The following is a 26,926-nucleotide window of genomic DNA, read 5'->3' as shown; positions in this document are numbered from 1 at the left end:
GGGGTTGGGGAGGGGTTTATTGCGCATCGCCCGCCCTCTTCCGATCCTCCGCCTGCGCGGCAAGGATCTCCTTCACCTTGGCGACAAGGTCGGCCTCTGACACCGTTTCCTGCGCCACGCGGGCTTCGCGCCAGCTGGCATTGTCCTCGATCTCGCCGGACAGCCGCTTGCCCTCGATCAGATCCTTGATCTGCACGACGCCGGTTGCGCGTTCGTCGCCGCCCTGGATGATGGCGACGGGGCAGCCGCGGCGATCGGCATATTTCAGCTGGTTGCCGAATTTCTTCCAGTTGCCCTGGAACATCTCGGCGCGGATGCCGGCGGCGCGCAGCTGCTGCGTCATCCTCTGATAACGCCCCATCGCCTCGACATCGCCGTCCATGACGGTCACCAGCACCGGCTCGATCACTTCGCTGGCGCCGAGCTTGCCGAGGTTCTTCAGCGCCGTCATCAGCCTGGAGACGCCGATCGAAAAGCCCGTCGCCGGAACCGGCTGGCCCATGAAGCGGGAGACGAGGCCATCATAACGACCGCCGCCGCCGACCGAACCGAAGACGACCTTTTCGCCCTTTTCGTTGGTGACGTCGAAGCTCAGTTCGGCCTCATAGACCGGGCCAGTGTAGTATTCGAGACCGCGAACGACGGAGGGATCGATTTTGATACGGTCGGACTGGTAGCCGGCGCTCTTGACCAGCGCGCCGATGAAATTCAGCTCCTCGACACCTTCGCCGCCCTTCGAGGTTCCGGCAACCAGCTCGCCGAGGCGCGCAGCACTTTCGGCATAGTCCTTGATGCCGACGAAGAACAGCACCTTGTCGATCTGCGCCTGGTCGAGGCCGGCGCCCTTGGTGAAGTCGCCGGATTCATCCTTGCGACCGGGGCCGAGCAGCAGTGCCACACCTTCCGGGCCGAACTTGTCGAGCTTGTCGATGGCGCGCAGGACGTTCAGCCGCTGGCCGGCCTTGTCGTCGCCGCCGAGGCCGATCGCCTCGAGCACACCGTCCAGGACCTTGCGGTTGTTGACGCGGATGACGTAGTCGCCGCGCTTGATGCCGAGGGCTTCAAGCGTATCGGCCATCATCATGCACATTTCCGCGTCGGCCTGGACGCCCGGCGCGCCGACGGTATCGGCATCGAACTGCATGAATTGGCGGAAGCGGCCCGGGCCCGGCTTCTCGTTGCGGAAGACGTAACCGGCGCGATAGGTGCGATAGGGCAGCTGGATCTCGTTGAAATTCTCGGCGACATGGCGGGCGAGCGGCGCCGTCAGGTCGTAACGCAGCGACATCCACTGCTCGTCGTCGTCCTGCAGCGAGAAGACGCCCTCGTTCGGCCGGTCGCTGTCGGGCAGGAACTTGCCGAGCGCATCGGTATATTCGAACAGCGGCGTTTCCACGGGGTCGAAACCGTAATGCTCATAGACTTCCCGGATCTTTGCCGTCATCTCGTTGACGGCGCGGATATCGCCGGCCGTCCGGTCGACGAAGCCGCGCGGCAGGCGGGCCTTGAGCTTTTGCGGTTTCTTCTGCTTGTCGTTCATTTCCGGGAATTCCGCTGACTGTGACAGTGGCGGTGTCCTAGCGGATTGGGCGGGGAGCGGCAAGGGCGCAGGGGTCTTGATGTCGCTGCCAGAATCGATGGAACGAGGGTAGCCATCCGAAACGCGGGGATATGCATCATGATCGCTGAAGCGCTTCTCTATGCCGCGACATGGCCGCTGACCGGCAAGCGGCATCGAAAGTTCGTCCGTTATTCCGTCAATCTCTGGTCGCGGGCCGGGCGTTGCGCTCGCGACTGGGCCGAACATGAAGAGATGAGCCGCAATGCGATCCGTTCGGCGGCGGCCGATCTCAGGCAGAAGCGGACCGCCGTCGTGCTCGGCTCCGGCCTGCTGCGCGACGTGCCGATCGAGGAACTGGCGCGAGCGTTCGACACGGTCGTTCTGGTCGATCTCGTCCATCTCGCCTCGGTGCGGCTATCGGCCAAGGCCCATCGCAATATCCGGCTGATCGAACGCGATCTTTCCGGCTATGACGCGCTCGCCGCAGGCGTTGAGCCGGAACCGCTCGGCTTCCTGCGCACGGTGCCCTATCTCGATTTCGTGGTTTCGGCCAATCTCCTGTCGCAGATCGGCCGCGGCGTGAAACGGCGCTACGAAGCCGAGGCGGCCGGAATGCCTGCCGATACAGTGGAAAGGCTGATCTCGGCGCATCTGGCAGGCCTTTCGGGTCTAGCCTGCCGCCATTGCCTGGTGACCGACATCGGCTATGCCATCATCGACCGCAACGGCAAGACGCATGAGCAGGCCGACCTGCTGCACGGCGTTCCGCCGCCGCCGGCGAAAGCCACCTGGACATGGCCGGTCGCGCCGCTCGGCGAGGAGAGCCGGGATTACCGGATCGAGCACAAGGTCATTGCGGCCTGGTGATCTAGATATGACCGGTGCTCGACCAGCAGCCCCTCAACCGGCTGCCGCCACCAACCGGGGTCGAGACCAGTGGCTCGACCCCGGCAAGGGTTAGGCTGAGGGGCAGGTTTCCGGGCCCGGACAGCAGTGGCGCTGCACCGGCGATCTCAGTCCTTCGGCTCGAAATCGGCCGGGCGGCGGCCGGCGCCTTGTCGCGACAGCATCCAGCCCGGATATTCGGGGGCAAGAGCGCTCACCTCGTCGAGCCTTTTCATATCGTCGTCGTCGAGCTTCAGCTTGACGGCGGCGAGATTCTGGTCGAGCTGATCGACACGCTTGGCGCCGATGATGACTGAGGTGACGAAAGGCTTGGCGAGAATATAGGCGAGCGCGACGGTGGCGACGCCGGCGCCGTGCTTTTCGGCGATCTCGCGCATGACGGCGACGCAGGCCCAGGCCCTGTCCCTGTCAACCGGCGGGAAATCGAAGCTAGCGCGACGGCCTTCGCCGTTGCCTGGCGCGCCGGGGCCATATTTGCCGGACAAGAGACCGCCAGCCAGCGGCGACCAGACCATCAGGCCAAGTTTTTCCTCCTGCATCATCGGCACGATGTCACGCTCGAGATCGCGGCCGGCGATGGAATAATAGGCCTGCACGGTCTCGAAGCGGGCAAAGCCGCGGCGTTCGGAGAGGCCGAGCGCCTTGGAAATGCGCCAGGCCTGCCAGTTGGAGACCCCGATATAGCGCACGAGGCCGCGGGAAACGAGATCGTCGAGCGCACGCAGCGTCTCCTCGATCGGCGTCACCGTATCGGTCGCATGGATCTGATAGAGATCGATGTGATCCGTCTGCAGCCGCTTGAGGCTCGCCTCGACGGAATCCATGATATGGCCGCGCGAGGCGCCTCGGTCGTTCGGCTTGTCGCCCATGACGCCGTAGACCTTGGTGGCGATGACGACATCCTTGCGCGGTACGTCGAGGTTCTTCAGCGCCTGGCCGAGCAGCCTTTCGGATTCGCCGGATGAATAGACGTCAGCCGTGTCGATGAAATTGACCCCTGACGCCAGCGAGCGCTCGACAATCCGGTCGGCGGCCTTCTGGTCGACATCGGCGATGGCGCCCCACATGCTGCCCTGTTGGGCCTCGCCGAAGGTCATCGTGCCCAAGCAGATTTCCGAGACAAAAAGTCCGGTATTTCCGAGTTGATTGTAACGCATGGTCGAAAAAATCCTTTGTGTCTGCCGCAAGGGGGCTTGCGAACTTCAGAACTTCATTTTTTGATTATTGGCCTGCGCGCGACAGGCACAGCCGTGGCTGGCTGCAGGGTGAGGCCAATTCGATGTAGTGCGACGGCAGCGCTTTTCAACGCGGCAGCCTGCCGCATCGGAAGCGAACGCCCTTCTCTGGCTGCAGCCCTTGTCTCGACACAGGCGGCCGATAAATTGCCTGCCATAGTTCAAGAGGTGCGCATGTGACGACGCGAGGACTGACAACGATCGGCTTCGATGCCGACGACACGCTTTGGCAGAACGAACAATATTACCGACTGACGGAAGCCCAATTTACCGAGCTTCTTGCCGATTTCGCCGAAGGGCCGAAGATTTCGGAGCGGCTGCTGGAGGCCGAGAAGCGCAACCTTCGCCATTACGGCTTCGGCATCAAGGGCTTTACGCTCTCGATGATCGAGACGGCGATCGAAATCACCGAGGGCAAGGTTCCCTCGAGCGTCATCGCCAAGATCCTCGATACCGGCCGCGACCTGCTTTCCCATCCGGTCGAGACCATGCCGCATGCGCGCGACACGCTGGAGGCGCTTGCCGGCAAATATCTGCTCGTGATGATCACCAAGGGCGATCTCTTCGACCAGGAGCGCAAGCTTGCCCAATCCGGCCTCGGCGACTTCTTCGATGCCGTCGAGATCGTTTCCGACAAGACAGCCGTCACCTATCGGCGCATCTTCGCCAAGGTCGGCGACGGACCGGAGCGGGCGATGATGGTCGGCAATTCACTGAAGTCGGATATCGTGCCGGCGATCGCCGCCGGCAGCTACGGCGTCTTCGTGCCGCATGAACTCACCTGGGTGCTGGAACATGTGGACGAACCGACGGAAGCGCCGCGTTTCCGCAAGATCGGCCATCTCGGCGAGTTGCGCGAGCTGATCGACCGGCTAGCATAGCCGGGCCCTGCCCTATTGCGGCTTGGGCGGCGCCTTCGGAAACAGCGACGGCGGCTCGGGCTCGGCCGGCGGTTTCGGCTGCGGCGGGGCGGCAGCCAAAGGCTCGATCAGGATGCTGAAGGGCGCGCCAAGGCCGCGGCGCGGCGAGACCTTGGAATAATAGGGACGCAGCAGCCAGGTGGTGTTTTCCTTGACCGTCGTCTGAAAATCCATGCCGTCCTCGTCGGTGCCGAAGAAGGCCTCGTCATCGGGCTTCGACAGGTCGAAAATCGCCAGGAAGGCGAACTTGCTCTTGGTGGCGAAGCTGATCTTGATGTGCTGGCCGGCGCGTACCGGCAGCGTGTAGACATGGCTGTTGCCGAATTTCGTCCAGCCCTTGAGCTGCATGGTGACCGCCGGGAATTGCAGCTTCTCCAGCTTCTCGCCGGGATCGAGCTGCGGCGTCTGCGCCATGGCTGATATCGGCAGAAAGAACAGGACGAGGGCAGCAATCGTTGTTTTCACGGACAGATCTTTCATGGTCGAACCAGGGCGGCGCGCATCGCCTCCACCTCGGGGCGGCAGTAACAGCCCTCGAGATGATCATTGACGAGACCCATTGCCTGCATGAAAGCATAAACTGTGGTCGGGCCGACAAAGGTCCAGCCACGCTTCTTCAGATCCTTTGAGATGACCACTGAGGTCGGCGTCGTCGGATTGGCGACGATATGCTCGCGGTCGACTACCGCCGGCCGCTCGTTGTGGCCGGGCTCGTAGCGCCAGAAATAATGGGCGAGCGAGCCGAATTCGTCTCGTAGCGCAATGGCGCGCTTGGCATTGTTAACGGCCGAGACAATCTTGCCGCGATGACGGATGATGCCGGCATCGGCTAGGCAGCGATCGATGTCCGCCTCGCCGAATAGCGCCACCTTGTCGAAATCGAAGCCGGCAAAGGCAGCACGGAAATTGTCCCGCTTGCGCAGGATGGTCAGCCAGGAAAGGCCGGACTGGAAGCCTTCGAGGCAGATCTTCTCGAAGAGGCGAATGTCGTTCGTAACAGGACGGCCCCATTCCTCGTCATGATATTTGAGATAATCGGGCAGATTGGCGTGCCAGTGGCAGCGGCTCTTGCCGTCCTCGCCGATGATGATGCCAGTCGCGCTCATGATCCTTCATTCTGCCGGGGGCCGTTTCGTTTTCCGGTCTTGATTCCGGCTTTACCATTTGCCAACCGTCTTTCCAAACCGAACGGTAACCCTGACGAAAAGTTTATGCGATCGGTCGGCTTTTCAGGAATCGATCTTTACCATTCGCTGGCGGATCAGGTGGCAGCGTCTCATCGGGCGGACATGTCCCGCCAAACCATTTTCGGCCATTTGTAGAGAGTCCGTCCGATGATGAAACAGCTTGTTCTTGCCGCAGCCCTCTTCGGCGCCTTCACCACGGCCGCCCTTGCCGACGACCGCTACGCCACCCGCCCGCCTGTCGTGCTCAGCCCCGACCTGACGGCGCCGTGGATCAACCAGCTCGGCGGCAAGGTTCGCCCCGTGGTCTACCAGCGGCCGGTCGTCCAGCCGCAGCAGCGCGGCCTTTTCCAGCGCCGCGTCATTCGTCAGGCGCCGCGGCCGGCACCGCAGACCGTCTCGGTGATCAATCCCGGCATCCCGGCGATCCGCCATCCGATCGAGCCGCAATTCCTGCCGCAGACGGTCGACTACGACACCCAGGAAAAGCCCGGCACGATCGTCATCGATACCAACAACCGCTTTCTCTACCTGGTGATGGAAGGCGGTAAGGCGCGGCGCTACGGCGTCGGCGTCGGCAAGCCCGGTTTCGAATGGGCCGGCGCCCATAAGATCACCCGCAAGCAGGAATGGCCGGACTGGACGCCGCCTGCCCAGATGATCAGCCGCGAAGCCGCCAAGGGTCACTACCTGCCGGCGCGCATGGACGGCGGCCCGGAAAATCCGCTCGGCGCCCGCGCCATGTATCTCGGCTCGACGCTTTACCGCATCCACGGCACCAACGCGCCCTGGTCGATTGGCAGCGCCGTTTCCTCCGGCTGCATCCGGTTGCGCAATGAAGACGTCGTCGATCTTTATGACCGCGTCAGCGTCGGAACCCGCGTCATCGTCATGTAACGGCACATACATTATCTTGGAAGCCGCAAGAACAGGCGGCTTCTTTCGCCGAAATTGCTTTATCCGGCCGGGCCGATCTTGAATTGGGCAGAAGTTCATGTAGCTTCGGGCGAATTTGCTTGAGGGGAATCGATCATGATCAAATTGATGCCAGGTCTGGCCGCGGCCGGACTTGTTCTGTCCTTGATGTCCACGTCCGCCTTCGCAGCCCCGGCCGGCTCCGACAACGCACAGCGCCCGGCTCAGGTCGTGCGCGTTGCGCAGATGCCGAAATATGTGAAGCCGCAGTTCAAGCGCAAGAAAGTGCGCCTGGTGACGACGGAAGCAGCCGGCACCGTCATCATCGATACCAACAACAAATATCTCTATCTCGTTGAAGGCAACAACCGGGCCACTCGCTATGGTATCGGCGTCGGCCGTGACGGTTTCGGCTGGTCGGGTATCGTCAAGATCGGCCGCAAGGCCGAATGGCCGGCATGGACGCCGCCGGCCGAAATGCGCCGCCGCGAAGCCGCCAAAGGCCACATCATCCCTGCTTACCAGGAAGGCGGCGAGGACAATCCGCTCGGCGCCCGCGCCATGTATCTCTATCAGGGCGGCCGCGACACCATCTTCCGCATCCACGGCACCAACCAGCCCTGGACGATCGGCCTCAACATGTCTTCCGGCTGCATCCGTATGATGAACGCGGACGTGATGCATCTTTATGATCGCGCCGCCGTCGGCACCAAGGTGATCGTCATCGGCCCCGGCAATAAGCAGGGCAAGGTGGCGTTCGAGGACAGGGGCATCGACGTGCTGCGCACCATGTTCGGCGGCTGAGCAACACCTGATAAAAAACGAAGGCGCTTTTTAGAAGCGCCTTTTATTTCTCTTGGACTTTGCGGCGGAAAGCTGGCAGAGGTGCCTAAGAGTCGACATATTTGCAATATCGGGGCTATTCAATGACATATGCGCTGCGTTCTTCCGCCTCCCTGCTTGCGGGCATCGCGTTTTTCACATTCTGTTCGGCAGCTTCCGCCTCGGCGGAAGATCTACAATTCTCCATTTACGGCGGTTACCAGACCGCGCCGCACAGCGGCGTCGACGTCTCGGACGGCACGAGTTTCACCGCCGGCTGGGAAGGCAAATCCTTCGGCGCGCCGCCCTATTACGGCGCTCGCGTCACCTGGTGGCTCGAGGATTTCAACAAGCCGAACTGGGGTATCTCGCTCGATTTTACCCATGACAAGGTTTATGCCGACGACGACACGCTCGCCAAGGCCGGCTGGTCGCATTTCGAATTCACCGACGGCCTGAACCTGCTCACCGTGAACGGGCTCTATCGCTTCCAGGATCCGGCCCGCCGCTGGACGCCCTATCTCGGCGCCGGTATCGGCGTGAACATTCCGCATGTCGAAGTGATTCGCCCCGAGGGCAAGACCTGGGCTTACGAATTCGGCGGCGTGACGCTGCAGGCGCAGGCCGGCGTCGACTTCAAGGTAACCGAGCGCTGGTCGACCTTCGTCGAATACAAGGGCACCTATTCGCGCATCGACGTTCCGATCGACAGCGGCGACCGACTGAAGACCAACATCTTCACCAACGCCGTCAATGTCGGCGTCTCGTTCCACTGGTAATGAATTGAATTTCTGCTGCGGCGTTAGAGCGGTCCTGATTTTCATGAACGCAGGACCGCTCTAACTTTTTGTTTGGGCGCAATTTCGGACGGAAAACCGCTTACACTTTTCCTGAAATTGCTCTATTTCGTGCCGCAGCTGACCTTGCCCTCGGCGGCATAAGGTTTGCTGCCGCCTTCGATCGTCAGCGAATAGGTGCCGCTGAAATTCGCTGCCGGCTTGCCGCGTTGGCCGGCGACCACCACCAGATCGAGCGTTGCCCCTTCGGTATCGTCACCGCCCTCATCGAAGACTTCCAGCAGCAGCTCGCCATCGCGCGACCAGTGATTGCTCAGATGCTGGGATTCGAACACACGTTTCGAAAAGGTCGGGACTTGGGCGGGATCCTTGACAATAAGCGCGCCGCGGAAATGGTTGAGCCGGTGACCGGCGTCGCTTGCAAAGCCGCTTTCAAGAGTGAAGCGCGCTTGCGCATCATCGGCGGAACAGAATAGACGGCTGTCGGCATGGGCCGCACCTGCCCCAGCAAGCAGTCCCGCAAATACAATCATTCCCCGCCACATCGCCCAACCTCCCGGGAGCGGCCCGGATGGGTCCGCTGCATTCTCTTCAGCCTAACGGCAAACCTGTTAATTTTTCCGGCATAGCGCCGCCATAGGCCCAATCGAGCAGCTCGACCGTATGGAGGATCGGGATCGCGGTGCCGGTGGCGATCTGGGTGATGCAGCCGATATTGCCGGTGGCGATGATCTCGGCCTTGGTCGCTTCAATATTCCTGACCTTGCGCGCCTTCAGCGCAGCCGAGATCTCCGGCTGCATGATGTTGTAGGTGCCGGCCGAGCCGCAGCAGAGATGGCCTTCGGCCGGATCACGCACCGTAAAGCCCGCCGCTTTCAGCAAGGATTTCGGCGCAAGGGTGATGCGCTGACCGTGCTGCATCGAACAGGCGGAATGATAGGCGACTGTAATGCCCCTCGGCATATGGGCCGGCAGCTCGATCGTTGCCAGATATTCGGTGATATCCTTCGCCAGCCCCGAGACCCTGGCCGCCTTTGCCGCATAGGCGGGATCGAGGCGCAGCATGTGGCCGTAATCCTTGATCGTCGTGCCGCAGCCTGAAGCGGTGATGATGATCGCATCGAGCCCCTGCGTCTCGATTTCGCGCGTCCATATGTCGACGTTGATCCGCGCACTTTCGAGCGCCTGTTCGGCGCGGCCCATGTGGTGGACCAGCGAGCCGCAGCAGACCTCGCCTTCAGGCGCCACAACCTCGATACCGAGCCGCGTCAGGAGCCGGATCGCCGCCGCGTTGATGGCGGGATCAAGCACCGGCTGGGCGCAGCCGGTCAGGATCGCCACACGGCCGCGCCGCTCCGCCTCGGGTCTATACGTGCCGGGATTTGAAAGATGCGAGGCGGCGGGCAGGCGCCGCGGCGCCAGCGCCAGCATGGCGGCAAAGGGTTTGAGTGCCGCGCCGCGCATCAGGCCAGCGAAAGGGCGGCCGAGACGGGCGAGACGGAGCGCCAGGCGGAACCGGCCGGGATAGGGCAGCACGGCGGCCAGAATGGCGCGCGTCAGCCGGTTCATGAACGGGCGCCTGTAGGTCTTTTCGATATGGGCGCGGGCGTGATCGACCAGATGCATATAGTCGACACCGGAAGGACAGGTGGTGACGCAGGCAAGGCAGGAGAGACAGCGATCGATATGGGTGACGACCTCGGCATCGGCGGGACGGCCGTTTTCCAGCATGTCCTTGATGAGATAGATGCGTCCGCGCGGGCTGTCGAGCTCGTTGCCGAGCGTCACATAGGTGGGACAGGTGGCGGTACAGAAGCCGCAATGGACGCATTTGCGCAGGATTTTTTCCGATCCGGCGACATCGGGGTCGAGGAGCTGGGCGGGGGTGAAGTTGGTCTGCATTTACGCGGCCTCCGGTGCCCCCTTCGCCCCAGCGGGGAGAAGGTGCCCGAAGGGCGGATGAGGGGGCCGCACTCGGGACAAAAACGAGAAGACGACAGACTGCATGCCGTGTGGCCCCCTCATCCGACCCTTTGGGCCACCTTCTCCCCGCTGGGGCGAATGGGGAGCAAGAGGCACCCTTGTGCAATCCATCGAGCGTGCACAGTCGGCAACAAGCATCTTCTCACCCCATCTTCCCCGGATTGAAAATCCCCGCCGGATCGAACTTTTCCTTCACCCGCCGCGCCAGCATCGCCACCGCCTCGGGCTCCGGATGAAAGGCGGCGGTCGCCGCCCTCGCCGCAGCGGAGGCGCGGATCAGCGTCGCGTGGCCGCCGCCCAGCGCCTTGATGAAGCGGCGGACCAGCTCAGCCTCCGGCTCCGCCTCCATGCGCATCCAGACGAGGCCGCCTTGCCAATCATAAAAGGCATCGACGCCGGCTTCGAGACGGAGCGCTGCGACCAGCTGATGGCCGGTGCCGGGGGCGACCGAGACGCGCCAGACCGGCCGCCCCGTGCCGTCGGCATAGGGCATCACATCGCGGATTTCCCGCCAGAGCCGGCGGCTCTCCGGCTCATCCAGCCGCGCCACCGTTGCAAAAGCCGACATCGCCGCCGCGAGCTTTTCGATACGCGCATCGACCGATCCGGCCAAACCTTCGATACGCAGAACCGTCGCCTCGCCCTCGGGCAATTTGCCGGCGAGGAATTTCCAGGTCACCGTCAAGGGCAGATGCGCCGCACCCGAGACTTCGACCGGCAGCGCCATTGCCGCGGCCATGGCCTTTGCCGCCTCGGCGTCGTTGAGGCCTGAGAGAACCACCGTCCGCTCCGTCTTCGGGCGCGGCGGCACGCGAAAGGTGACTTCGGTCAAAAAACCCAGCGTACCGTGCGAGCCGGCGATCAGCTTGACGAGGTCGAGGCCGGTGACATTCTTCATCACCCGACCGCCGGCCTTGATGATCTCGCCGCTGCCGTTGACGAAGCGCACGCCGAGCAAACTGTCGCGGGCAGCGCCCGCAATGAGGCGGCGCGGGCCGGAGACATTGGCGGCAAAGACGCCGCCGATGGTCGGCTCGCCGGACCTCGCCATAATGGGGCGATGATCCATCGGCTCGAAGGCAAGCATCTGGCTATTTTCGGACAGCGCCGCCTCGACCTCGGCAAGCGGCGTACCCGAACGGGCTGTCATGACCATCTCGCCGGGATTGTAGGCGATGATGCCGGCAAGCCTGGTCGATCGCAACCGATCTTCGGCTGCAACGGCATTGCCGAAACCCGAGCGCGTATCGCCGCCGCAGATCGCGAGTGGCCGGTTCATCTCTGCATGGGCGCGGACGATCGCCGCCGCCTGTTCCTCGCTCGTCGGCATCAGATCGATCATGCGGCGGGGCGTCCTTCCAGCGGAAAGACCTTAGACGGGTTGAGCAGCCAGCCGGGATCGAAGGCGGCGCGCACCGCCATCTGCTGGGCCAGATCGGCCTCCGAATACTGATGCCGCATCAGGTCACGCTTTTCGATGCCGACGCCGTGCTCGCCGGTGAGGCAGCCGCCGGCATCGACGCAGAGCTTGAGGATATCGTTGCCGGCGGCTTCGGCACGGGCGGCATCCTGCGGATCGTTGGCGTTGAAAAGGATCAGCGGATGCATGTTGCCGTCGCCGGCATGGAAGACGTTGGCGACACGCAGGCCGTAATGATCGACGATCTCGGCGGTCTTCTTCAAGACGTGCGACAGCTGGCTGAGCGGCACGGTGCCGTCCATGCAGATATAGTCGGCGATGCGGCCGGTGGCGCCGAAGGCAGATTTGCGGCCCTTCCAGATCAGCGCCGCTTCGGTGGCCGACTGGCATTCGCGCACGGTCTTGACGCCGTGCCTGCGGGCGATGTCGACCACGTCCTTCAGCACGGCGTCCATCTCCGCCTCCGATCCCTCGACCTCGACGATCAAGAGCGCGCCGACGTCGAGGGGATAGCCGGCATGGGCGAAGGCCTCGCAGATCTCGATCGCCGGCTTGTCCATGAATTCGATCGCGACGGGGATGATGCCGGCGGCAATGATATCGGCAACGCAGGCACCGGCCTCTTCTGAAGCTTCGAAGCCGAAGAGCACCGGGCGCGCGCCTTCCGGCTTGGCGATCAGCCGCACCGTCGCCTCGGTGACGATGCCGAGCTGGCCTTCATGGCCGCAGACGAGACCGAGCAGATCGTAACCCGCCGCATCCAGCGCCTTGCCGCCGAGCTCGATCACCGTGCCGTCGACCAGCACCATCCGAACGCCGAGCAGATTGTTGGTGGTGACACCATATTTCAGACAGTGGGCGCCGCCGGAATTCATGCCGATATTGCCGCCGATGGTGCAGGCAAGCTGCGAACTCGGGTCGGGCGCGTAGAAGAACCCGTCCGCCGACACGGACTCGGAGATATTGAGATTGGTCACGCCGGCCTGCACCACCGCGACGCGGTTGGGCAGATCGACCTCGAGGATGCGGTTCATCTTCGACAGGCCGAGCACGACGGCATCCTCCTGCGGAATGGCGCCGCCGGAAAGCGAGGTGCCGGCGCCGCGCGGCACGACCGGAACACCGTAGCGGTGGCAATAACGCATGACGGCTGCAACCTCGGCCGTGGTGCGCGGCAGGGCGACGGCGAGCGGCAAGCGGCGATAGGACACGAAGGCATCGGTCTCGAAGGGCACCAGTTCGCGCTCCTCATGAACCAGGCATTCCGGCGGCAGCAGATCGGTGAGATCGGCGACGATTTGAGCTCGGCGCGCAAGCACATCGGCGCGCGGGGCGAGAAACGAAATGGCGTCGGACATGGCGTTCTCCTTAGCCGTGGCTACGGGAATGACACGGGAAGACGACAGCGGAAGCCGGCCGCGAACCTCCCTGCCGCGGGCAGATCGGCTTAGCACTTTCCCGAAACTGGCGCAAATGCTAAGCACTTATGCCAAAAGGGGAAAGTCACAAAAGCTTATGACCAATCTGGGCGATCTCGAAATCTTTGCCAAGGTCGTTTCGACGGGAAGCATGTCGCTTGCCGGGCGCATGCTCGGCTTTTCCCCCGCCGTCGTTTCCAAGCGCATCAAGCGGCTGGAGGACCGGCTCGGCACCCGGCTTTTGCAGCGCACGACGCGGCAGATCTCGCTGACGGAGGCCGGCCAGGGTTTCTACGACCGCGTTCTCGGCATCCTAGCCGGGCTGGAAGAGGCCGAATTTTATATTTCCGGCCGCGCGGCGCAGATGCACGGGACGCTGAAGATCTCGGCACCGACCTCCTTCGGCCGCATGCATATCGCGCCGCACCTGAAGGCCTTCATGCAGGCGCATCCGGAGCTGGCGATCAACCTGGTTCTGACCGACGAATTCAGCGACATCGTCGGTGGCGGCTTTGATCTGGCGATCCGTATCGCCGAACTCACCGATTCCAGCCTCGTCGCCCGGCGGCTGGCGCCGGTTCGCCGGCTGCTCTGCGCCTCGCCGGATTATCTCTCGGCACATGGCGAGCCGCGTGATATCGACGATCTGAAACACCATCGCTGCCTGCCGGCACACAATGGCGACAACTGGCGGCTGAACGGGCCGAATGGGGCGCTCAGCCTGCGGCCGGAAGGCATGCTGGTCACCAACTCCAGCGAAGTGATCCGCGAGGCTGTCATATCTGGACTCGGCATCGCGCTGCGCTCTACCTGGGATATCGGCGAAGAGCTCAAGGCCGGCCGTCTGGTGCAGGTGCTGCCGGCCTATGAGGGCTCGCCCAATGTCACGCTGTCGGCCGTCTATCCCAGCCGGCAATTCCTGCCCGCCAAGGTGCGGCTGTTCATCGACTATCTCACCGAGCTTTACGGGCCGGTTCCCTATTGGGAGCGCTGATAGCGCCTCCGTCAAAGCGAAGGATCAAGACGGGCGTTTGCACGTTGGTCTATGTCGGCCGCGCCACCAGCGCCAAGGCGAGGCACGGTTCTCCAAATCTGAAATACCGGTGGAACAAACGGCCCCGCCATTGATTTGGAGGTACGGCGGAATCATATTGTACACCTGTGCAACGCGACGCGTTCGAGACAGGAGGTGACGGTTTTTTCGAGCCTGCCCCAGCTCGATTTCCCTATGAAACAGGGAGAAACAAATCGCGTTCGGAACGCGCCGCAAATTTTGGCTTGCGCAAGCTTTCCGTGATACAAAGTATATGAGCGATTCCTAACATCAACGACAAAGGTGACCTGACAATTGACCCTTCTCGCCCGACTGGCAGCCGATGTGCAACTGATGTTCCGGCGCCCGCCGCGACAGCAATATGGTGCGCTCTGCTATCGGGTGAGGAACGGTGATAAGCTGGAGGTTCTCCTGATGACGAGCCGCGATACCGGCCGTTGGGTCATTCCCAAGGGCTGGCCGATGAACGGCAAATGTGCGCACGAAGTCGCAGCACAGGAGGCCATGGAAGAAGCCGGCGTCAAGGGCTCGGTCGAAATGGAAACGCTTGGCGCCTACACCTACCCCAAGGTGCTCCGGGATGGGGTGCGTGTATCTTGCAAGGTGCAAGTCTATCCGCTGGAAGTCACCGCCATGGCGAAAAATTTCAAGGAAAAGGGTGAACGCACCATCGAATGGGTTTCGTTCGACGAAGCAGCCGGACGCGTGCTCGAACCGGAGCTTCGCCACCTGTTCCTCGCCTTCAAGCGAAAGCTGACCGACAGGCTTTCGGTCAAGGCGGCAAAGCAACTTCCGGCGGAATGAATCCTGCCATCTTGCGCTGCTAAAAAGGCAGCGTAAAAGCAGATTCATAGTTGGAAAAAAAGCATGCCGCCCCGTCCCGCCGTTCTCACGAAACGCACGCTCGACAAGGACCTCGCCAAGATCACCCATGCCGAGGATGTGGCAAAGCACGTCTTGCGGCGGCTGGTGGCGCCCGGCCTCGGGCTGATCTTCGTCGGCCTGACGATGATCTTTGCCGGGGTCTATGTGTTCGACCGCCCTGGAGCGGTGCTCGTCGTGGCGGCGGCGGCTCTTGCCGGCTACATGGCGATGAATATCGGCGCCAACGACGTGACCAACAATGTCGGTGCGGCCGTCGGTGCACGCGCGATGACGATGGGCCAGGCACTCGTCATCGCCGCGATTTTCGAAGTCCTAGGCGCCACGATCGCCGGCGGCGAGGTCGTCAAGACCATTTCCTCCGATATCGTCGACGCCGCCCAGGTGCCGCCGGCGCATCTCGGCTGGATCATGATGGCGGCGCTGACGGCGGCCGCCCTCTGGATCAACCTCGCAACCTGGATGAACGCGCCCGTTTCCACTACCCACGCAATCGTCGGAGCGGTGATCGGCGCCGGCATCTCGGCCGTAGGCCCCGAGCCGGTGAACTGGCGGGTGATGCTGGAGATCACTTCGAGCTGGATCACCTCGCCGCTGATCGGCGGGCTGATCGCGGCCGGCCTGCTATACCTCGTCAAGACCCTGATCATCTATCGCGACGACAAGATCGCCGCGGCTCAGCGCTGGGTGCCGGTGCTGGTCGCGGTGATGGCCGGCGGCTTCATGGCCTATATGGTGTTGCAGCTCTCTCCCGCCGGCAAGTTCCCGTCCTTCACCATAATCCTCATCGGCATCGGCATTGGGCTGGTCAGCTGGCTTGCCGCCCGGCCGCTCGTGCTCGCCCAGGCGCGGGATCTCGAAAACCGCAACAGCTCGCTGCGGGTGCTGTTCCGGTTGCCGCTGATCGGTTCTGCGGCGCTGCTTTCCTTCGCGCATGGCGCCAACGACGTTTCGAACGCTGTCGGGCCGCTTTCGGCGATCGTCCATTCGGTCGGCATCGGCGGCGGCGACGGCCTCGGCCATCCGCCGCTCTGGGTGATGCTGATCGGCGCCTTCGGCATCTCCGTCGGCCTGCTGCTGTTCGGGCCGCGCCTCATTCGCCTGGTCGGCGAGGAGATCACCAGGCTCAATCCGATGCGGGCCTATTGCGTCGCGCTGTCGACCGCCCTCACCGTCATCGTCGCCTCCTGGCTCGGCCTGCCGGTCAGCACCACGCATATCGCCGTCGGCGCCGTTTTCGGTGTCGGCTTCTTCCGCGAATGGTATACCCGCTACTCGAAGCGCCGCATCGCCTATATCAGGCGCAAGGCAGAGAGCTTCGATATCGACGAGCCGGAGGAGCCGAACATCCATGAGAGGCGCCGGCGCTATCTCGTGCGCCGCTCGCACTTCATGACGATCGTCGCCGCCTGGATCGTCACCGTGCCGGTCTCCGGAGCGCTTGCGGCCGTGATTTATTGGGCTATGTTCGCGCTCTTCGTCTAAAGCGCGTCGCGTTCAAATTCGCGTGCTGCGCTTTAGGTCTTTGTTTTCCAGCATGTCTTCGACGCAAAACCCTGCACACTTTTGCGAGACATGCTCAATACCCGAGCTTTCGAATGCGCGCCAATTTCCGCATGCAACGTCTTTTCGTCGACGCGCCGCTTTCTGCCGGCGCCGTCGTGGAGGCGAGCGCCGAGCAGTTCAACTATCTCGCCAATGTACTGAGGATGGAGGCGGATGCCGAGATTCTGCTTTTCAACGGCCGTGACGGCGAGTGGAAAGCCAGCCTCACCTTCCCCACGCGCAAACGCATCCTGCTGACGGCAATCGAAGAGACGCGGCCGCAGCCCTCTCCCAGCGACCTGCATTATCTGTTTGCGCCGCTGAAGGTCGGCCGCATGGATTATCTGGTGCAGAAGGCGGTGGAAATGGGCGCCGGGCTGCTGCAGCCGGTCATGACCCAGCATGTGCAGGGCAAGATCACCAACCTCGACAAGCTGCGCGCCAATGTCGTCGAGGCGGCCGAGCAATGCGGCGTTCTCGGCATTCCCGAGGTGGCCGAACCGGTGAAGCTCTCCGACCTGCTCGACCGCTGGCCGAAAGAGCGCCGCATCATCTACTGCGACGAGGGCGATGCCGGGCAGAACCCGCTGCCGGTGCTCTCGGCGATCCGGGAAAAGCATCTCGCGCTGCTCGTCGGACCGGAGGGCGGCTTTTCCGAAGAGGAACGGGCGCGGCTTCGAAGCCTCGATTTCGTCACCGCCATTCCGCTCGGACCGCGCATCCTGCGGGCCGATACGGCAGCCGTTGCCGCCCTCGCCGTGGTGCAGGCGGCGATCGGCGACTGGAGCTGACGGCGAAAACGGGTGGACATGGAAATCGCTGCTATTTTTTTGATGCGTCGTTGAAAGAATTTCACTTGCAACAGACCTGACTTGGGTCCTAATCAGCCTTCCAGCTGCCCTGCCCCCTGGGCGCTTTTTTCGAATACAGGTACCCGCATGGCCCGCGACACTACCGACCAGACACCGCTCTCTTCGGTTCAGGATCTGACCGATTACATCGCCGCGGGCAACAAGCCGCGGGAGCGCTTCCGGATCGGCACCGAACACGAGAAATTCGCCTTTTTCCGCGCCGACAACAGCCCGGTTCCCTATTTCGGCGATGCCAGCATTTCGGCCCTGCTCACCGGCCTGCAGGAAAAAAGCGGCTGGGAGCCGATCATGGACGGCGGCAACATCATTGGCCTGGCCGAACAGAGCGGCATGGGCGCCATCTCGATCGAGCCCGGCGGCCAGTTCGAACTCTCTGGCGCGCCGCTGGAGACGCTCCACGAAACCTGCAGGGAATCGAACCAGCACCTGGCGACGCTGCGCGAAATCGCCGAACCGATGGGCATCCGCTTTCTCGGCATCGGCGGCAGTCCGAAATGGACCTATGCGCAAACGCCGCACATGCCGAAATCGCGCTACGAGATCATGACCCGCTACATGCCGAAGGTCGGCAGCAAGGGTCTCGACATGATGTACCGCACCTGCACGATCCAGGTGAATCTCGATTTCTCCTCGGAAGCCGACATGCGCCAGAAGATGCGCGTCTCGATGAAGCTGCAATCCTTGGCGACCGCGCTCTTTGCATCCTCGCCCTTCACCGAGGGCAAGCCGAACGGACTGCTCTCCTGGCGCGGCGATATCTGGCGCGACACCGACAACCGGCGCTCGGGCCTGCTCGATTTCACGTTCCGCGACGATTTCGGCTTCCGCGACTATGCCGAATGGGCGCTCGACGTGCCGATGTATTTTATCGTCCGCGACGGGCGCTATCACGATTGCACCCATGTCACCTTCCGCCAGTTCATGAACGGCGCGTTGAAGGGCGCGGTCGCTGACCCGGCGCCGACGATGGGCGACTGGACGAACCATCTTTCGACGCTCTTCCCCGACGTGCGGCTGAAGCGTTTCCTCGAAATGCGCGGCGCCGATGGCGGTCCCTGGCGGCGCATCTGTGCATTGCCGGCCTTCTGGGTCGGCCTGCTCTATGATGATGCGGCCCTTCAGGCGGCCGACGAACTGACCAGGAGTTGGAGCTTTGCCGAGATCGCCGCGCTCCGCGACGCCGTCCCCGCCGAAGGGCTGAAGGCTGAGTTTCGCGGCCATGCGCTTCTCGACGTGGCGCGCGAGGTGGTCGGCATATCGAGGACCGGCCTCAAGACACGCGGCAAGCTCAACCGCGAAGGCCAGGACGAAAGCATCTTCCTGGCGCCACTCGACGAGGTGCTCGCCAAGAAGGCGACGCTCGCCGAGGATTTGCTATCGCTCTATCACGGCCGCTGGAACGGCTCAGTCGAACCGGTCTTCGAGGACTATCAGTACTAGGACGTGGACTCACCAACGCCAGCCAGAGCCGTATGGCCGCCAGCTTGACGAAAGCGAGGCAGTTGGCAGCGCGCTTGCCGTAGCAGGTCTCAATGCTGTCGGTAGGCGCCGCAGCTTGATCGTCTTGGAGGGGCCTATGTCTACCGGCTGGCAGCGTGCTAAGCTTGTCAAATGACGGCCGCCACCCAATACAGTTTTCGCAGAGCGACGTTGGATGATCTCCCGTTGCTTGCAGCATGGCAATCGAACCCGCATGTCCGCGCATGGTGGGACTCAGATGAGCCGTACGATGCAGAAGACTTGGCTGATCCCAGGGTCGCGCGTTGGATTGTTTCAACCGCCGGACGCCCCTTTGCGTTCATGCAGGACTATACCGTCCACGGCTGGGAAGATCACCATTTCGCCAAGCTTCCCACGGGATCGCGGGGAATCGATCAATATATAGGAGACCCCGAAATGATCGGCGTTGGGCACGGATCAGCATTTATCGGGGCGAGAATGGGGGCTCTCTTCGATGCGGGTGTACCCGTTATAGCGACCGATCCTCACCCTGCCAATGAACGGGCGATTGCCGTTTACAGGAAACTGGGTTTCGAGCCGTCCGGATCACCTCAAGAGACGCGGTGGGGCTTGATTTTGCCAATGCTTGCGAGGCGGTAAGCGGCATACCATCATTAGCAGCTTCGTCCGCATCTCCGGGCTTCTCCAACTTGGAAAACTCGCTCCGGTTCTTTGCTGGAACGGCTTTAAGGTCTTATGGCAAAAAGCGGTTTGCACATTACCTTTTCCGGATATATTGGCGTTACACGCGTCACGACTCGGGGAAAGGGACCTCCATGCTGCCACTCTTCGACATGATGATGCAGGCACAAAACGGTGCGGCGATGGAAGCAGTCGCCCGGCAGTTCAACCTGGCGCAGGAACAGGCGACCAAGGCGATGGCGGCGCTGATGCCGGCCTTTTCCGCCGGCCTGAAGCGCAGCACCAGCAATCCTTACGATTTTGTCGGGCTGATGCAGGCCGTCGCCTCCGGCAATTATGCACGATATTTCGAGGATATGAGCCGGGCTTTCACGCCGGAGGGCATTTCAGACGGCAACAACATCCTCGCCCAGCTCTTCGGCTCCAAAGAGGTTTCGCGGGCGGTCGCTGCCCAAGCGGCGCAGATGACCGGGATCGGCCAGGATATCTACAAGCAGATGCTGCCCGTTTTGGCCGATACGCTGATGGGCGGGCTGTTCAAGCAGACGACCGGCCAGATGGCCTCGCCGGTCAACCCCTTCGTCAACACGGCGATGGGCGAGACCATTCAGAAATGGCTCGAGAGCACCGGCTTTGCGCCGAAACCGAAGGCCCCGGAACCCAACATCTTCGACAATCCTTTCACCCAGGCGATGCAGCTGATGTTTTCGATGCCGAAGCAGGAACCGGCGCCTCAGCCGAACCCCTTCCTCGACAATCCCTTCGCCAAGGCCTTTCAGGAAATGATGACCGGGCTCGGCCAGCAGCCGCCAGCCAAACAGCCGGCGGCCAAACAACCGGCGACCAAGGCGCCGGAGGCGCCAAAGGAGGAGGCAAAAGCCAATATCGAGAGCTATAGCAACATGCTGAACACCATGTTCGATAGCGGGCTTGAGGTGCAGAAGAGCTACCAGCGAAATCTCGAAGCGATCTTCGAAACCTACCGGCCGAAGCCCCCTGAACCCAAGGCATAAAAAAACCCGGTGATGGCTTGGGAAAAGCCGATCACCGGGTCAAGCGGCAGGGCTATTGGCTGTCACCCTGCGGGGAAACTCGACGCTCCTAGTCCTCGTGAGGGCGGAAGAGCTGCAGGCGCCAGCGATTGCGCGCCGAACGCGTCAGATGTTCCGACGGGTCCTCGAAAAACGTCGAGGCCAGGAAGGCGGAGGTCAGGTCGGCCCTGGTGAGGCCGATATCCCTCAGCTGACTGTCGTTCAGATCATGCAGCCCGTTGACCTCCATTCGATTGCGAAACCCGCGAAAGAGGGAGACCAGCGGAGCGAGGCCTGCCACCAGACGCTGGTAAAGCGTCGGAGTAAGCTTGCTGCAGTCGAGTTCTGTTGTCCGGTTTGTCATAAGCATCGAACTCTCCTTTCTCTAGGGCACGCAACAACCACCTCTCTCGCGAGGTCGTGCGGGAGGGGATAAGGCTGAATTTGCTTGGACAGGCAGGGTGTCTGTCCTTCACTTTGCTTGATTTGCATCCCGAAGATGCCAAAGACCTATTGATCAGTCCAACGAATGTTTCTAATGATTATCATCAGCTATCTTTATGGGTGACACCATGTCCGCGCCTCTTGATCTCGACCAGTTGCAGACTTTCATCGCCATCGTCGATTCCGGCAGCTTCACCAAGGCGGCCGACAAGGTCTACAAGACTCAATCGGCCGTCTCCATGCAGATGCGCCGTCTCGAAGAGCGCATCGGCAAGCAGCTCTTCATCAAGGATGGGCGCGGCAACCGACTGACGGTCGAGGGCGAGAAGCTGCTCAATTACGCCCGGCGCATCATCCGCCTCAACAATGAGGCGATCGCCGCCTTCGACGACAACAGGCTGGAGGGGACGCTGCGCATCGGCACGCCCGACGATTACGCCGACCGCTATATGCCGGAGATCATCGGTCGCTTCGCCAAGACCCATCCGAACGTCGAGCTTTATATCGTCTGTGAGCCATCGGTGGACCTTGCCGAGCGCATGCACAAGGGCGAGCTCGACATTGCGCTCGTCACCCATAATCCGCGCGAGCGCATGTCCGATGTCGTTAGAACCGAGCCGCTCTGCTGGGTAGGCTCGGCCAACCACCCCATTCGCGACGACGCGCCCGTGCCGCTTGCCGTAGGCCGGCGCGATTGCCAGTGGCGTCAGCTCGCCTGCTCGGCGCTCGATGCGGTGGGGCGCGAGCACCAGATCCTGTTCACCAGCTGGTCCTGCACCGTTGTCGCCGCGGCCGTGCTTGCCGGCATGGCTGTCTCGGTGATGCCGGAATCGGCGTTGCGGACCGGCATGAAAGTGTTGAGCCAAGCGGACGGCTTTCCCGCTCTGCCGCCGGTGCAGATCGGCATCATGAAGCGGCCCGGCGTCTCGATCTCGCTCATGAATGCGATCACCGCGCATATCACCGCCTGCCTCGACAACATCACGCCGGCAGTGATCGACGACAATCTCGAAGCCGAGGTCAAATCCGCACAGGCTCGGCTGCAGCCGCGCCTGAGGGCGGCCAATATGGTGCCGAGCTGGTAGAGGCTCTCAGGCCGCGCGCGGCGCGGCCTCGGTGAAAAGGGAGGCGCGGATGACGCGTTTCCACTCACCGAGCATGCGCCGCGCTACGGTCTCTTCGCTGATGGCGGCAAGTCGGATGACAGCGCCGATCAGATGGCTGAAAAGGTAAGTGCGGGCGAACATTTCCTCGTCGCAAAGATCGGGAGCCAGCCTGCGCACGGCGTCATGAAAAATGCCGGCGACGCGGCCGCTGTGCTCTATATTCAGCCGAAGCAGATCCTGATCGGTTTCCGTACCCATCCAGACGCCGAGATAGACGGGATCGTCATGGTAGGAATCGTAATACCAATCGATGATATCGCAGACGAGATCGAGCGCCTGGTCGAGCGACTGAACGTCGGAGAACATCGCCGCCGTCTTCGTCTGGATCGCCGAAGCGTGCTGATCGAACAGTGCTTTGACGATCGCCGCTTTCTCCGGGAAATACTGGTAAACAGAGCCGATCGGCACTTTGGCGGCGATCGCGAGTTCGGTCATCCGCATGGCGCTGACGCCCTTCTCGGCGATGATCCTGGCAGCGGCGGCGAGAATAAGATCCAGCCTCTGAATGCTGCGCTCCTGCTTCGGCTTCCTTCGCAAGCCGATGCGATCCATGCTTTCCACGCCCATGTCGTTCCCATTCTTATTGTTGCGCGCGGAGGCTTCTGCCACCAGCGCGTCGAGCGGATATGACATGCAGGCCTTCATCAGGCGTAAACAGAAAGGCTCGCATTTTAACGACCTGCAAACGCGTGTGAAAATCGGGAATTCAACTGTTCCCACCGGTTGCGCCTGACTGGAGAATCCTTGAAATAGTTGCGAAATTCTCGTCGACGGGAAAAACGCTGATGTCGCGACCCTTCGTTGCGAGGGAATGACCGTCGAGAAGTTTTAGAACTTCACAGACAGCGTCGCCTTAACCCCATGCTGCTGGGCGTCTTCCGCGATCTGGCCGGAATAGGCGATCCCGAGCGCAGCACCTTCGTTCAGGGCGACGTCAAGGCCGGCGTCGAGAACGAAGGCGTTCTCAGCCAGCGGCACGCCGGCGACGGTGAAGGCATCGCCTCCAGCAAAAGCCTGCGTCGACAAGGGGACGATATCGCCGACGGCATGGCGCCAGCCAGACATGCCGTGCAGGACGGCACTCGTCTCTCCCAGGCGGATCTCGGTTTCGGCACGCAGGCCGAGCGTGGTGATCGTGGTGTTGGTCGTGCGGCCGGAGACGTCGAGTGCGGCCGCTCCGCCCTCTTCGGAAAAGCCAGCCGTTCGAATGCCCACATGGGCGAGATTGACGAAGGGCTCGAAAGAGGCCGCCGCCCTCTCGAACCGGTAGGCGAGCTCCGCAAAGCCCTGCAGCGTGCCGGCCCCATAGTTCGCGTCGAGCCTGTCCTCGAAGCTGCCGATCGCGACACGGCGGCTGGTGTCGATGTCATGCCAGGTATGGGAGAGGCCGGAGCGGAAGGCGAGACCGCCCCAATGTGTGCCCGCATAGAGGCCGAGATGATAATCGTCGCTCGAACCCGACGAAGCACGGTGACGGGGATCGAAGCTGGAATTGCTGTAGCCGGCCATCAGGCCGAACCTGACCTCGTCGAAACTGCTGTCGACACCGGCGAGAAAGCCGCCCGTCTGATGGCGGAATGTGGCGGCATTGCCATCGGTGAATGCCTCGCTCAGACCGCCAAAGGCCATGCTCCAGAAAACCGGCCCGTCCGCAGTCTCGGGGGCGGTCACTGCCGGAGCGCCGGGCCAGAAGGCTTGTATCGGAACCATGGCGGCGACGGGATCGCCGAAAGCGGAGCGCAGACGGTCGTTGGCGGCCGCGCGAACAAACAGGCTCTGGGTGATCAACGCCGTCTTGATCGACGCATGGATTTCGCCGGAAAGCGCGTCGAAGCTAGCCTGAACTTGCGACCGGTCGTCGGGCAAGGTGACGATCGCATCGTAGATGTCGTTGCCGGAGCCGAGGTTCTCGGCAGCCGCCGCCGTGGCAATCTGGTTGCGCGTCGCAGCCATGTCGGCGAAGCTCACATCATTGCGGGCAATTTCCAGGTAGACATTGTTCAAATCATAGGAGAGGTCGGCGGCCAGAAAGGCATAATTGGAGGTGACGGCGCCAAAGGTTCCGCTCACCCCGCCGCTCGCGGTCAGGATCGTATAGGTGGAGAACGGCCTGTAGTCGCCATTCATTCCGATATGGGAAACGGTCGCGCCGTTGAGAAAGGCGGTGCCGGTAACCGAGATCAAATCGCTGGCGGTGCCGGCGGGATCGACCTCGACCTCATAAGTAGCGCCCGGATCGAAAGTGAGATTGCCGCCGACGTTTAAGGTTCCGATCGAATTGCCCGGCGCGATGGTGACGCCCGCCCCGGCGGTCAGTGCGCCGATATCACCCGAGCCGCCCAGTCTGCCGCCCGTCATCGTCAGGATGCCGCCAAGGCTGCCATTGACGATCAGGTGGCCGTCCGAAACCGTGGTCATCCCGGTAAAGGCGGAATTGTCGCCGGTCAGGCGCAGGGTGCCGCTGCCGGCCAAAGTGAAGTCGCCGCTGCCGGAGAGAGTGCCGCCATAGATACTGTCGCTCGCCTGATCGAGCGTGAGGTCGGCGCCGCCGAGCGCGATCTCCCCGCCGCTTCCCGAAAGCTCACCCATGGTCAGGTCGAAGCCGCCGAGATCGAGTATGCCGCCATTCACCGCATAGGCGCCGTTCTGCACGAAGGCGCCGGCGCCGCCTGCGACCAGAGTGCCGGCCTCGACCGTCGTCACGCCGGTATAGGCGTTGATGCCGGACAGCGTCAGCGTGCCGGTGCCCTGCTTGGTCAGGCCGCCGACGCCCTGCAAATCCGTGGTTATGCCGACAGCGAAGCCGTTGGTGTCGACAAAGGCGCCGCCGGCGTCGAGCGTCACTTCCCCGGCGCTGAAGCCGCGCAGGAAATTCGCCTCGTTGCCCGTAGCCCGCAGAATGCCGCCGTCGAAGATGAGGCTGGCACTGCCACCGCCTCTCTCGACATAGCCGGTTTCCAGGATGCCGCGCCCGCTCCCGGCGCTTCCGGCAAGTTCGACAGTGCCGGTAGCCCCGGAATCATCCGCGATAACGACCTCGGACGCCGATACCATGCCGGCATCGTCGATGCTCACGCTGCCTGAACCGAATTGGCCAACGACGAGCGCGCCGGAACTGATCCAGCTCGATCCGGCACCGGTCACGCTGACCAAGCCGCTGCCGTTCGAACTGAAGCCGACATAACCGAAGCTGCCGGTGACCAAGCCGCCATTGGAAATGGTCAGCGTTCCCGCGCCGGCCGCGCCGACCGAGACCTCAATGGAATTGCTCCAGAGCGAGTTTGCGCCTGTAACGATAACCTCGCCAATGGCGCTGGAATCGTTGCTGATATAGCCGGATGAACTGTTGACTGTCCCGCCATTCGAAATGATCAGAGTGCCGGTGCCGCTGTCGCCGATAGTGAGATCCTGGACGTTCGTCCAGGTCGAACCTGTACCGGTGACCGTTACCGTGCCGCTCGCGCCGGAGAAATAGCCGATATGGCCGAACTGGTTGTCGACCACAGCGCCGTCTTCGATGGTCAGCGCGCCGGTGCCCTGATGGCCGATATAAAGGTCGTCGGAATTGCTCCAGCTCGAGCCTGCTCCCGTGACCGTCACCGTGCCGCTGGCGCCGGGATCGACGCCGAGCACGCCGGTATCATTGCTGACCGCGCCGCCGTTGCGGATGATGAGGGTCGCATCGTCGCCATTCTGATCGCCAATGACGAGATCGGTATTGATGGTCCAGGGACTCGGCTGCGTGCCCGAGCCGGTGCCGCCCGGGTCGTTGCCGTCGACGATCTCCGTGTCGTTGCCGGTAATGACCTGCTGCGCCCATCCCGGCTCCGCCGCCAGCATCAGCGTCAGCGCCGCAGTGCTAGCCGATCCCGCAAGTCGCAGCATGGCCATGCGATGGATCGCCGCCCCGCCTGTCCTCTCGTCCATCTTCGCTCGCAAATCGTCCCCGCCATCACTCGCTCGCGCAGAAATAGACGAATCAATTTAAATATTGGTAACCATGTTCCTGAGATTATTCTTCGACGACAGCGCGCGTGTCTCTCAGACGCGCCAATGATGCTGCAACATTTTGAATTTATGCACGATTTTGCTGGATCGATTCCAGTTCAGGGAGTTCTGCCGTGGGTCGCCGCGCGTTATCCCATTGCCATCCACCCGGCCAGCCAGACCCACATGGCGGCGAGCGCGAGGTAACCGGCGGCGAAGATCGGGCTGCGGTAGCGCAGATCATTGCTGGTGACGTGGATGGCGGCATGGGCGTAGCGTAGGGCGACGAAGAGCCAGGCGAGCGCGACGGCGACAAGATTGTCGGCCTCGGTGACATAGAGAAGAATGCAGCAGGCGTAGAAGAGCACAGGCAGTTCGAACTGATTGGCGAGGCAATTCTTGACGGCGAGGCTTTCGGCCGGCTCGTCACGATTTTCGCGATAATCCGACTTCGCGATCTTGCCGGCGCGGACCATGTTCGCGCGCCGCTGTCCAAGAAGCGCATAAAGACCATAGACCAGGGCCACATGGGCAAGCAGTGGCCAGAAGATTTGATAGCCGGTCATATGCTCCCTCAAGTCCTTTCCGTTTCCGCATTCGTTGCGAGGAGTAGCCGAAAGGGGAGCAGGATGCCAGCGGCTG

25 protein-coding genes are annotated in these 26,926 nt (G+C 62.4%); 13 read left to right on the top strand and 12 right to left on the bottom strand.

The genetic code is table 11. The features are described 5' to 3' along the window. Window positions 1–16: 16 nt before the first annotated feature. A complete protein-coding gene (hisS, locus tag N2597_RS02185) occupies window positions 17–1,540 on the bottom strand; it encodes a histidine--tRNA ligase (RefSeq protein WP_183597395.1) in 1,524 nt (507 codons plus the stop codon). Between the two features lie 138 nt (window positions 1,541–1,678). On the opposite strand from hisS, the gene N2597_RS02180 reads away from it, so the two are divergent. Then, the gene (locus N2597_RS02180) at window positions 1,679–2,428 is read left to right on the top strand and encodes a hypothetical protein (RefSeq protein ID WP_096762660.1); all 750 of its coding nucleotides are present in this window, start codon (window positions 1,679–1,681) and stop codon (window positions 2,426–2,428) included. A 146-nt stretch (window positions 2,429–2,574) separates the two neighbouring features. Here N2597_RS02180 and N2597_RS02175 read toward each other — a convergent pair whose 3' ends face one another. Further along, window positions 2,575–3,624 carry an aldo/keto reductase gene (locus N2597_RS02175; protein ID WP_039618080.1) on the bottom strand — a complete coding sequence of 350 codons (1,050 nt, stop codon included), beginning with the start codon at window positions 3,622–3,624 and terminating at the stop codon, window positions 2,575–2,577. A 254-nt stretch (window positions 3,625–3,878) separates the two neighbouring features. On the opposite strand from N2597_RS02175, the gene N2597_RS02170 reads away from it, so the two are divergent. Then, on the top strand, window positions 3,879–4,583 hold the full coding sequence (locus N2597_RS02170; RefSeq protein WP_096762661.1) for an HAD family hydrolase: 705 nt from the start codon (window positions 3,879–3,881) through the stop codon (window positions 4,581–4,583). A gap of 12 nt (window positions 4,584–4,595) precedes the next feature. Here N2597_RS02170 and N2597_RS02165 read toward each other — a convergent pair whose 3' ends face one another. Together N2597_RS02165 and N2597_RS02160 are read right to left on the bottom strand one after the other, a co-directional pair. Beyond that, window positions 4,596–5,102 carry a hypothetical protein gene (locus tag N2597_RS02165; RefSeq protein ID WP_096762662.1) on the bottom strand — a complete coding sequence of 169 codons (507 nt, stop codon included), beginning with the start codon at window positions 5,100–5,102 and terminating at the stop codon, window positions 4,596–4,598. After that, a complete protein-coding gene (locus tag N2597_RS02160) occupies window positions 5,099–5,728 on the bottom strand; it encodes a DNA-3-methyladenine glycosylase I (protein WP_096762663.1) in 630 nt (209 codons plus the stop codon). Before N2597_RS02160 ends, N2597_RS02165 begins: the two co-directional genes overlap by 4 nt. Window positions 5,729–5,956: 228 nt before the next feature. Here N2597_RS02160 and N2597_RS02155 point away from each other — a divergent pair, with 228 nt between their 5' ends. The 3 genes from N2597_RS02155 (at window position 5,957) to N2597_RS02145 (ending at window position 8,322) form a co-directional block, all read left to right on the top strand. Then, window positions 5,957–6,703: a L,D-transpeptidase gene (locus N2597_RS02155; protein WP_039618072.1), complete on the top strand. Its 747-nt coding sequence runs from the start codon at window positions 5,957–5,959 to the stop codon at window positions 6,701–6,703. A gap of 135 nt (window positions 6,704–6,838) precedes the next feature. After that, window positions 6,839–7,525, top strand: coding sequence for a L,D-transpeptidase (locus tag N2597_RS02150; RefSeq protein ID WP_039618071.1), 687 nt, complete (start codon window positions 6,839–6,841; stop codon window positions 7,523–7,525). A gap of 122 nt (window positions 7,526–7,647) precedes the next feature. Continuing rightward, the gene (locus N2597_RS02145) at window positions 7,648–8,322 is read left to right on the top strand and encodes an outer membrane protein (RefSeq protein ID WP_039623027.1); all 675 of its coding nucleotides are present in this window, start codon (window positions 7,648–7,650) and stop codon (window positions 8,320–8,322) included. 122 nt (window positions 8,323–8,444) lie between these two features. On the opposite strand, the gene N2597_RS02140 is transcribed toward N2597_RS02145, so the two are convergent. The 4 genes from N2597_RS02140 to N2597_RS02125 all read right to left on the bottom strand — a co-directional run bounded on the left by N2597_RS02140 (window position 8,445) and on the right by N2597_RS02125 (window position 13,101). After that, window positions 8,445–8,885 (bottom strand): hypothetical protein, encoded by a 441-nt coding sequence (locus N2597_RS02140; RefSeq protein ID WP_183597397.1) that lies wholly within the window; start codon window positions 8,883–8,885, stop codon window positions 8,445–8,447. A gap of 46 nt (window positions 8,886–8,931) precedes the next feature. Then, on the bottom strand, window positions 8,932–10,242 hold the full coding sequence (gene glcF, locus N2597_RS02135) for a glycolate oxidase subunit GlcF (protein WP_096762665.1): 1,311 nt from the start codon (window positions 10,240–10,242) through the stop codon (window positions 8,932–8,934). A gap of 223 nt (window positions 10,243–10,465) precedes the next feature. After that, window positions 10,466–11,665: a glycolate oxidase subunit GlcE gene (glcE, locus tag N2597_RS02130; RefSeq protein ID WP_183597399.1), complete on the bottom strand. Its 1,200-nt coding sequence runs from the start codon at window positions 11,663–11,665 to the stop codon at window positions 10,466–10,468. Next, window positions 11,662–13,101 carry an FAD-linked oxidase C-terminal domain-containing protein gene (locus N2597_RS02125; RefSeq protein ID WP_096762667.1) on the bottom strand — a complete coding sequence of 480 codons (1,440 nt, stop codon included), beginning with the start codon at window positions 13,099–13,101 and terminating at the stop codon, window positions 11,662–11,664. Before N2597_RS02125 ends, glcE begins: the two co-directional genes overlap by 4 nt. 157 nt (window positions 13,102–13,258) lie before the next feature. On the opposite strand from N2597_RS02125, the gene N2597_RS02120 reads away from it, so the two are divergent. The 7 genes from N2597_RS02120 (at window position 13,259) to N2597_RS02090 (ending at window position 20,669) form a co-directional block, all read left to right on the top strand. Next, window positions 13,259–14,155, top strand: a complete 897-nt coding sequence (locus N2597_RS02120; RefSeq protein WP_096762668.1) for a LysR family transcriptional regulator — start codon at window positions 13,259–13,261, stop codon at window positions 14,153–14,155. Between the two features lie 354 nt (window positions 14,156–14,509). Further along, window positions 14,510–15,019 (top strand): NUDIX hydrolase, encoded by a 510-nt coding sequence (locus N2597_RS02115; protein WP_096762669.1) that lies wholly within the window; start codon window positions 14,510–14,512, stop codon window positions 15,017–15,019. Window positions 15,020–15,082: 63 nt separating this feature from the next. After that, a complete protein-coding gene (locus tag N2597_RS02110; protein WP_096762670.1) occupies window positions 15,083–16,582 on the top strand; it encodes an inorganic phosphate transporter in 1,500 nt (499 codons plus the stop codon). Between the two features lie 113 nt (window positions 16,583–16,695). After that, the gene (locus tag N2597_RS02105; RefSeq protein WP_096762671.1) at window positions 16,696–17,433 is read left to right on the top strand and encodes a 16S rRNA (uracil(1498)-N(3))-methyltransferase; all 738 of its coding nucleotides are present in this window, start codon (window positions 16,696–16,698) and stop codon (window positions 17,431–17,433) included. Window positions 17,434–17,580: 147 nt separating this feature from the next. After that, window positions 17,581–18,954 carry a glutamate--cysteine ligase gene (locus N2597_RS02100; RefSeq protein WP_096762672.1) on the top strand — a complete coding sequence of 458 codons (1,374 nt, stop codon included), beginning with the start codon at window positions 17,581–17,583 and terminating at the stop codon, window positions 18,952–18,954. Window positions 18,955–19,125: 171 nt separating this feature from the next. Continuing rightward, window positions 19,126–19,614 (top strand): GNAT family N-acetyltransferase, encoded by a 489-nt coding sequence (locus N2597_RS02095; protein WP_143539931.1) that lies wholly within the window; start codon window positions 19,126–19,128, stop codon window positions 19,612–19,614. Between the two features lie 176 nt (window positions 19,615–19,790). After that, the gene (locus tag N2597_RS02090; RefSeq protein ID WP_096762673.1) at window positions 19,791–20,669 is read left to right on the top strand and encodes a DUF937 domain-containing protein; all 879 of its coding nucleotides are present in this window, start codon (window positions 19,791–19,793) and stop codon (window positions 20,667–20,669) included. Window positions 20,670–20,757: 88 nt separating this feature from the next. Here the strand turns inward: N2597_RS02090 and N2597_RS02085 are convergent, their stop codons facing one another. After that, the gene (locus tag N2597_RS02085) at window positions 20,758–21,057 is read right to left on the bottom strand and encodes a YjiS-like domain-containing protein (protein WP_009991201.1); all 300 of its coding nucleotides are present in this window, start codon (window positions 21,055–21,057) and stop codon (window positions 20,758–20,760) included. Between the two features lie 202 nt (window positions 21,058–21,259). Between N2597_RS02085 and N2597_RS02080 the strand changes: the two genes are divergently transcribed. After that, a complete protein-coding gene (locus tag N2597_RS02080; protein ID WP_038692260.1) occupies window positions 21,260–22,216 on the top strand; it encodes a LysR substrate-binding domain-containing protein in 957 nt (318 codons plus the stop codon). Window positions 22,217–22,222: 6 nt separating this feature from the next. On the opposite strand, the gene N2597_RS02075 is transcribed toward N2597_RS02080, so the two are convergent. From N2597_RS02075 to N2597_RS02065, 3 genes are all read right to left on the bottom strand, one after another. Further along, window positions 22,223–22,864, bottom strand: coding sequence for a TetR family transcriptional regulator (locus N2597_RS02075; protein WP_183597545.1), 642 nt, complete (start codon window positions 22,862–22,864; stop codon window positions 22,223–22,225). Window positions 22,865–23,125: 261 nt separating this feature from the next. After that, entirely contained in the window at window positions 23,126–26,224 is a 3,099-nt protein-coding gene (locus N2597_RS02070) for an autotransporter outer membrane beta-barrel domain-containing protein (RefSeq protein ID WP_183597401.1), read from the bottom strand. Between the two features lie 209 nt (window positions 26,225–26,433). Then, window positions 26,434–26,850, bottom strand: a complete 417-nt coding sequence (locus N2597_RS02065; RefSeq protein WP_010060991.1) for an MAPEG family protein — start codon at window positions 26,848–26,850, stop codon at window positions 26,434–26,436. Window positions 26,851–26,926 lie beyond the last annotated feature (76 nt).

The sequence above is a fragment of the Rhizobium sophoriradicis genome, from assembly GCF_025200795.1.
GTDB classification, from domain to species: Bacteria; Pseudomonadota; Alphaproteobacteria; order Rhizobiales; family Rhizobiaceae; genus Rhizobium; species Rhizobium sophoriradicis.
This window is presented reverse-complemented; position numbering and strand designations above follow the sequence as displayed.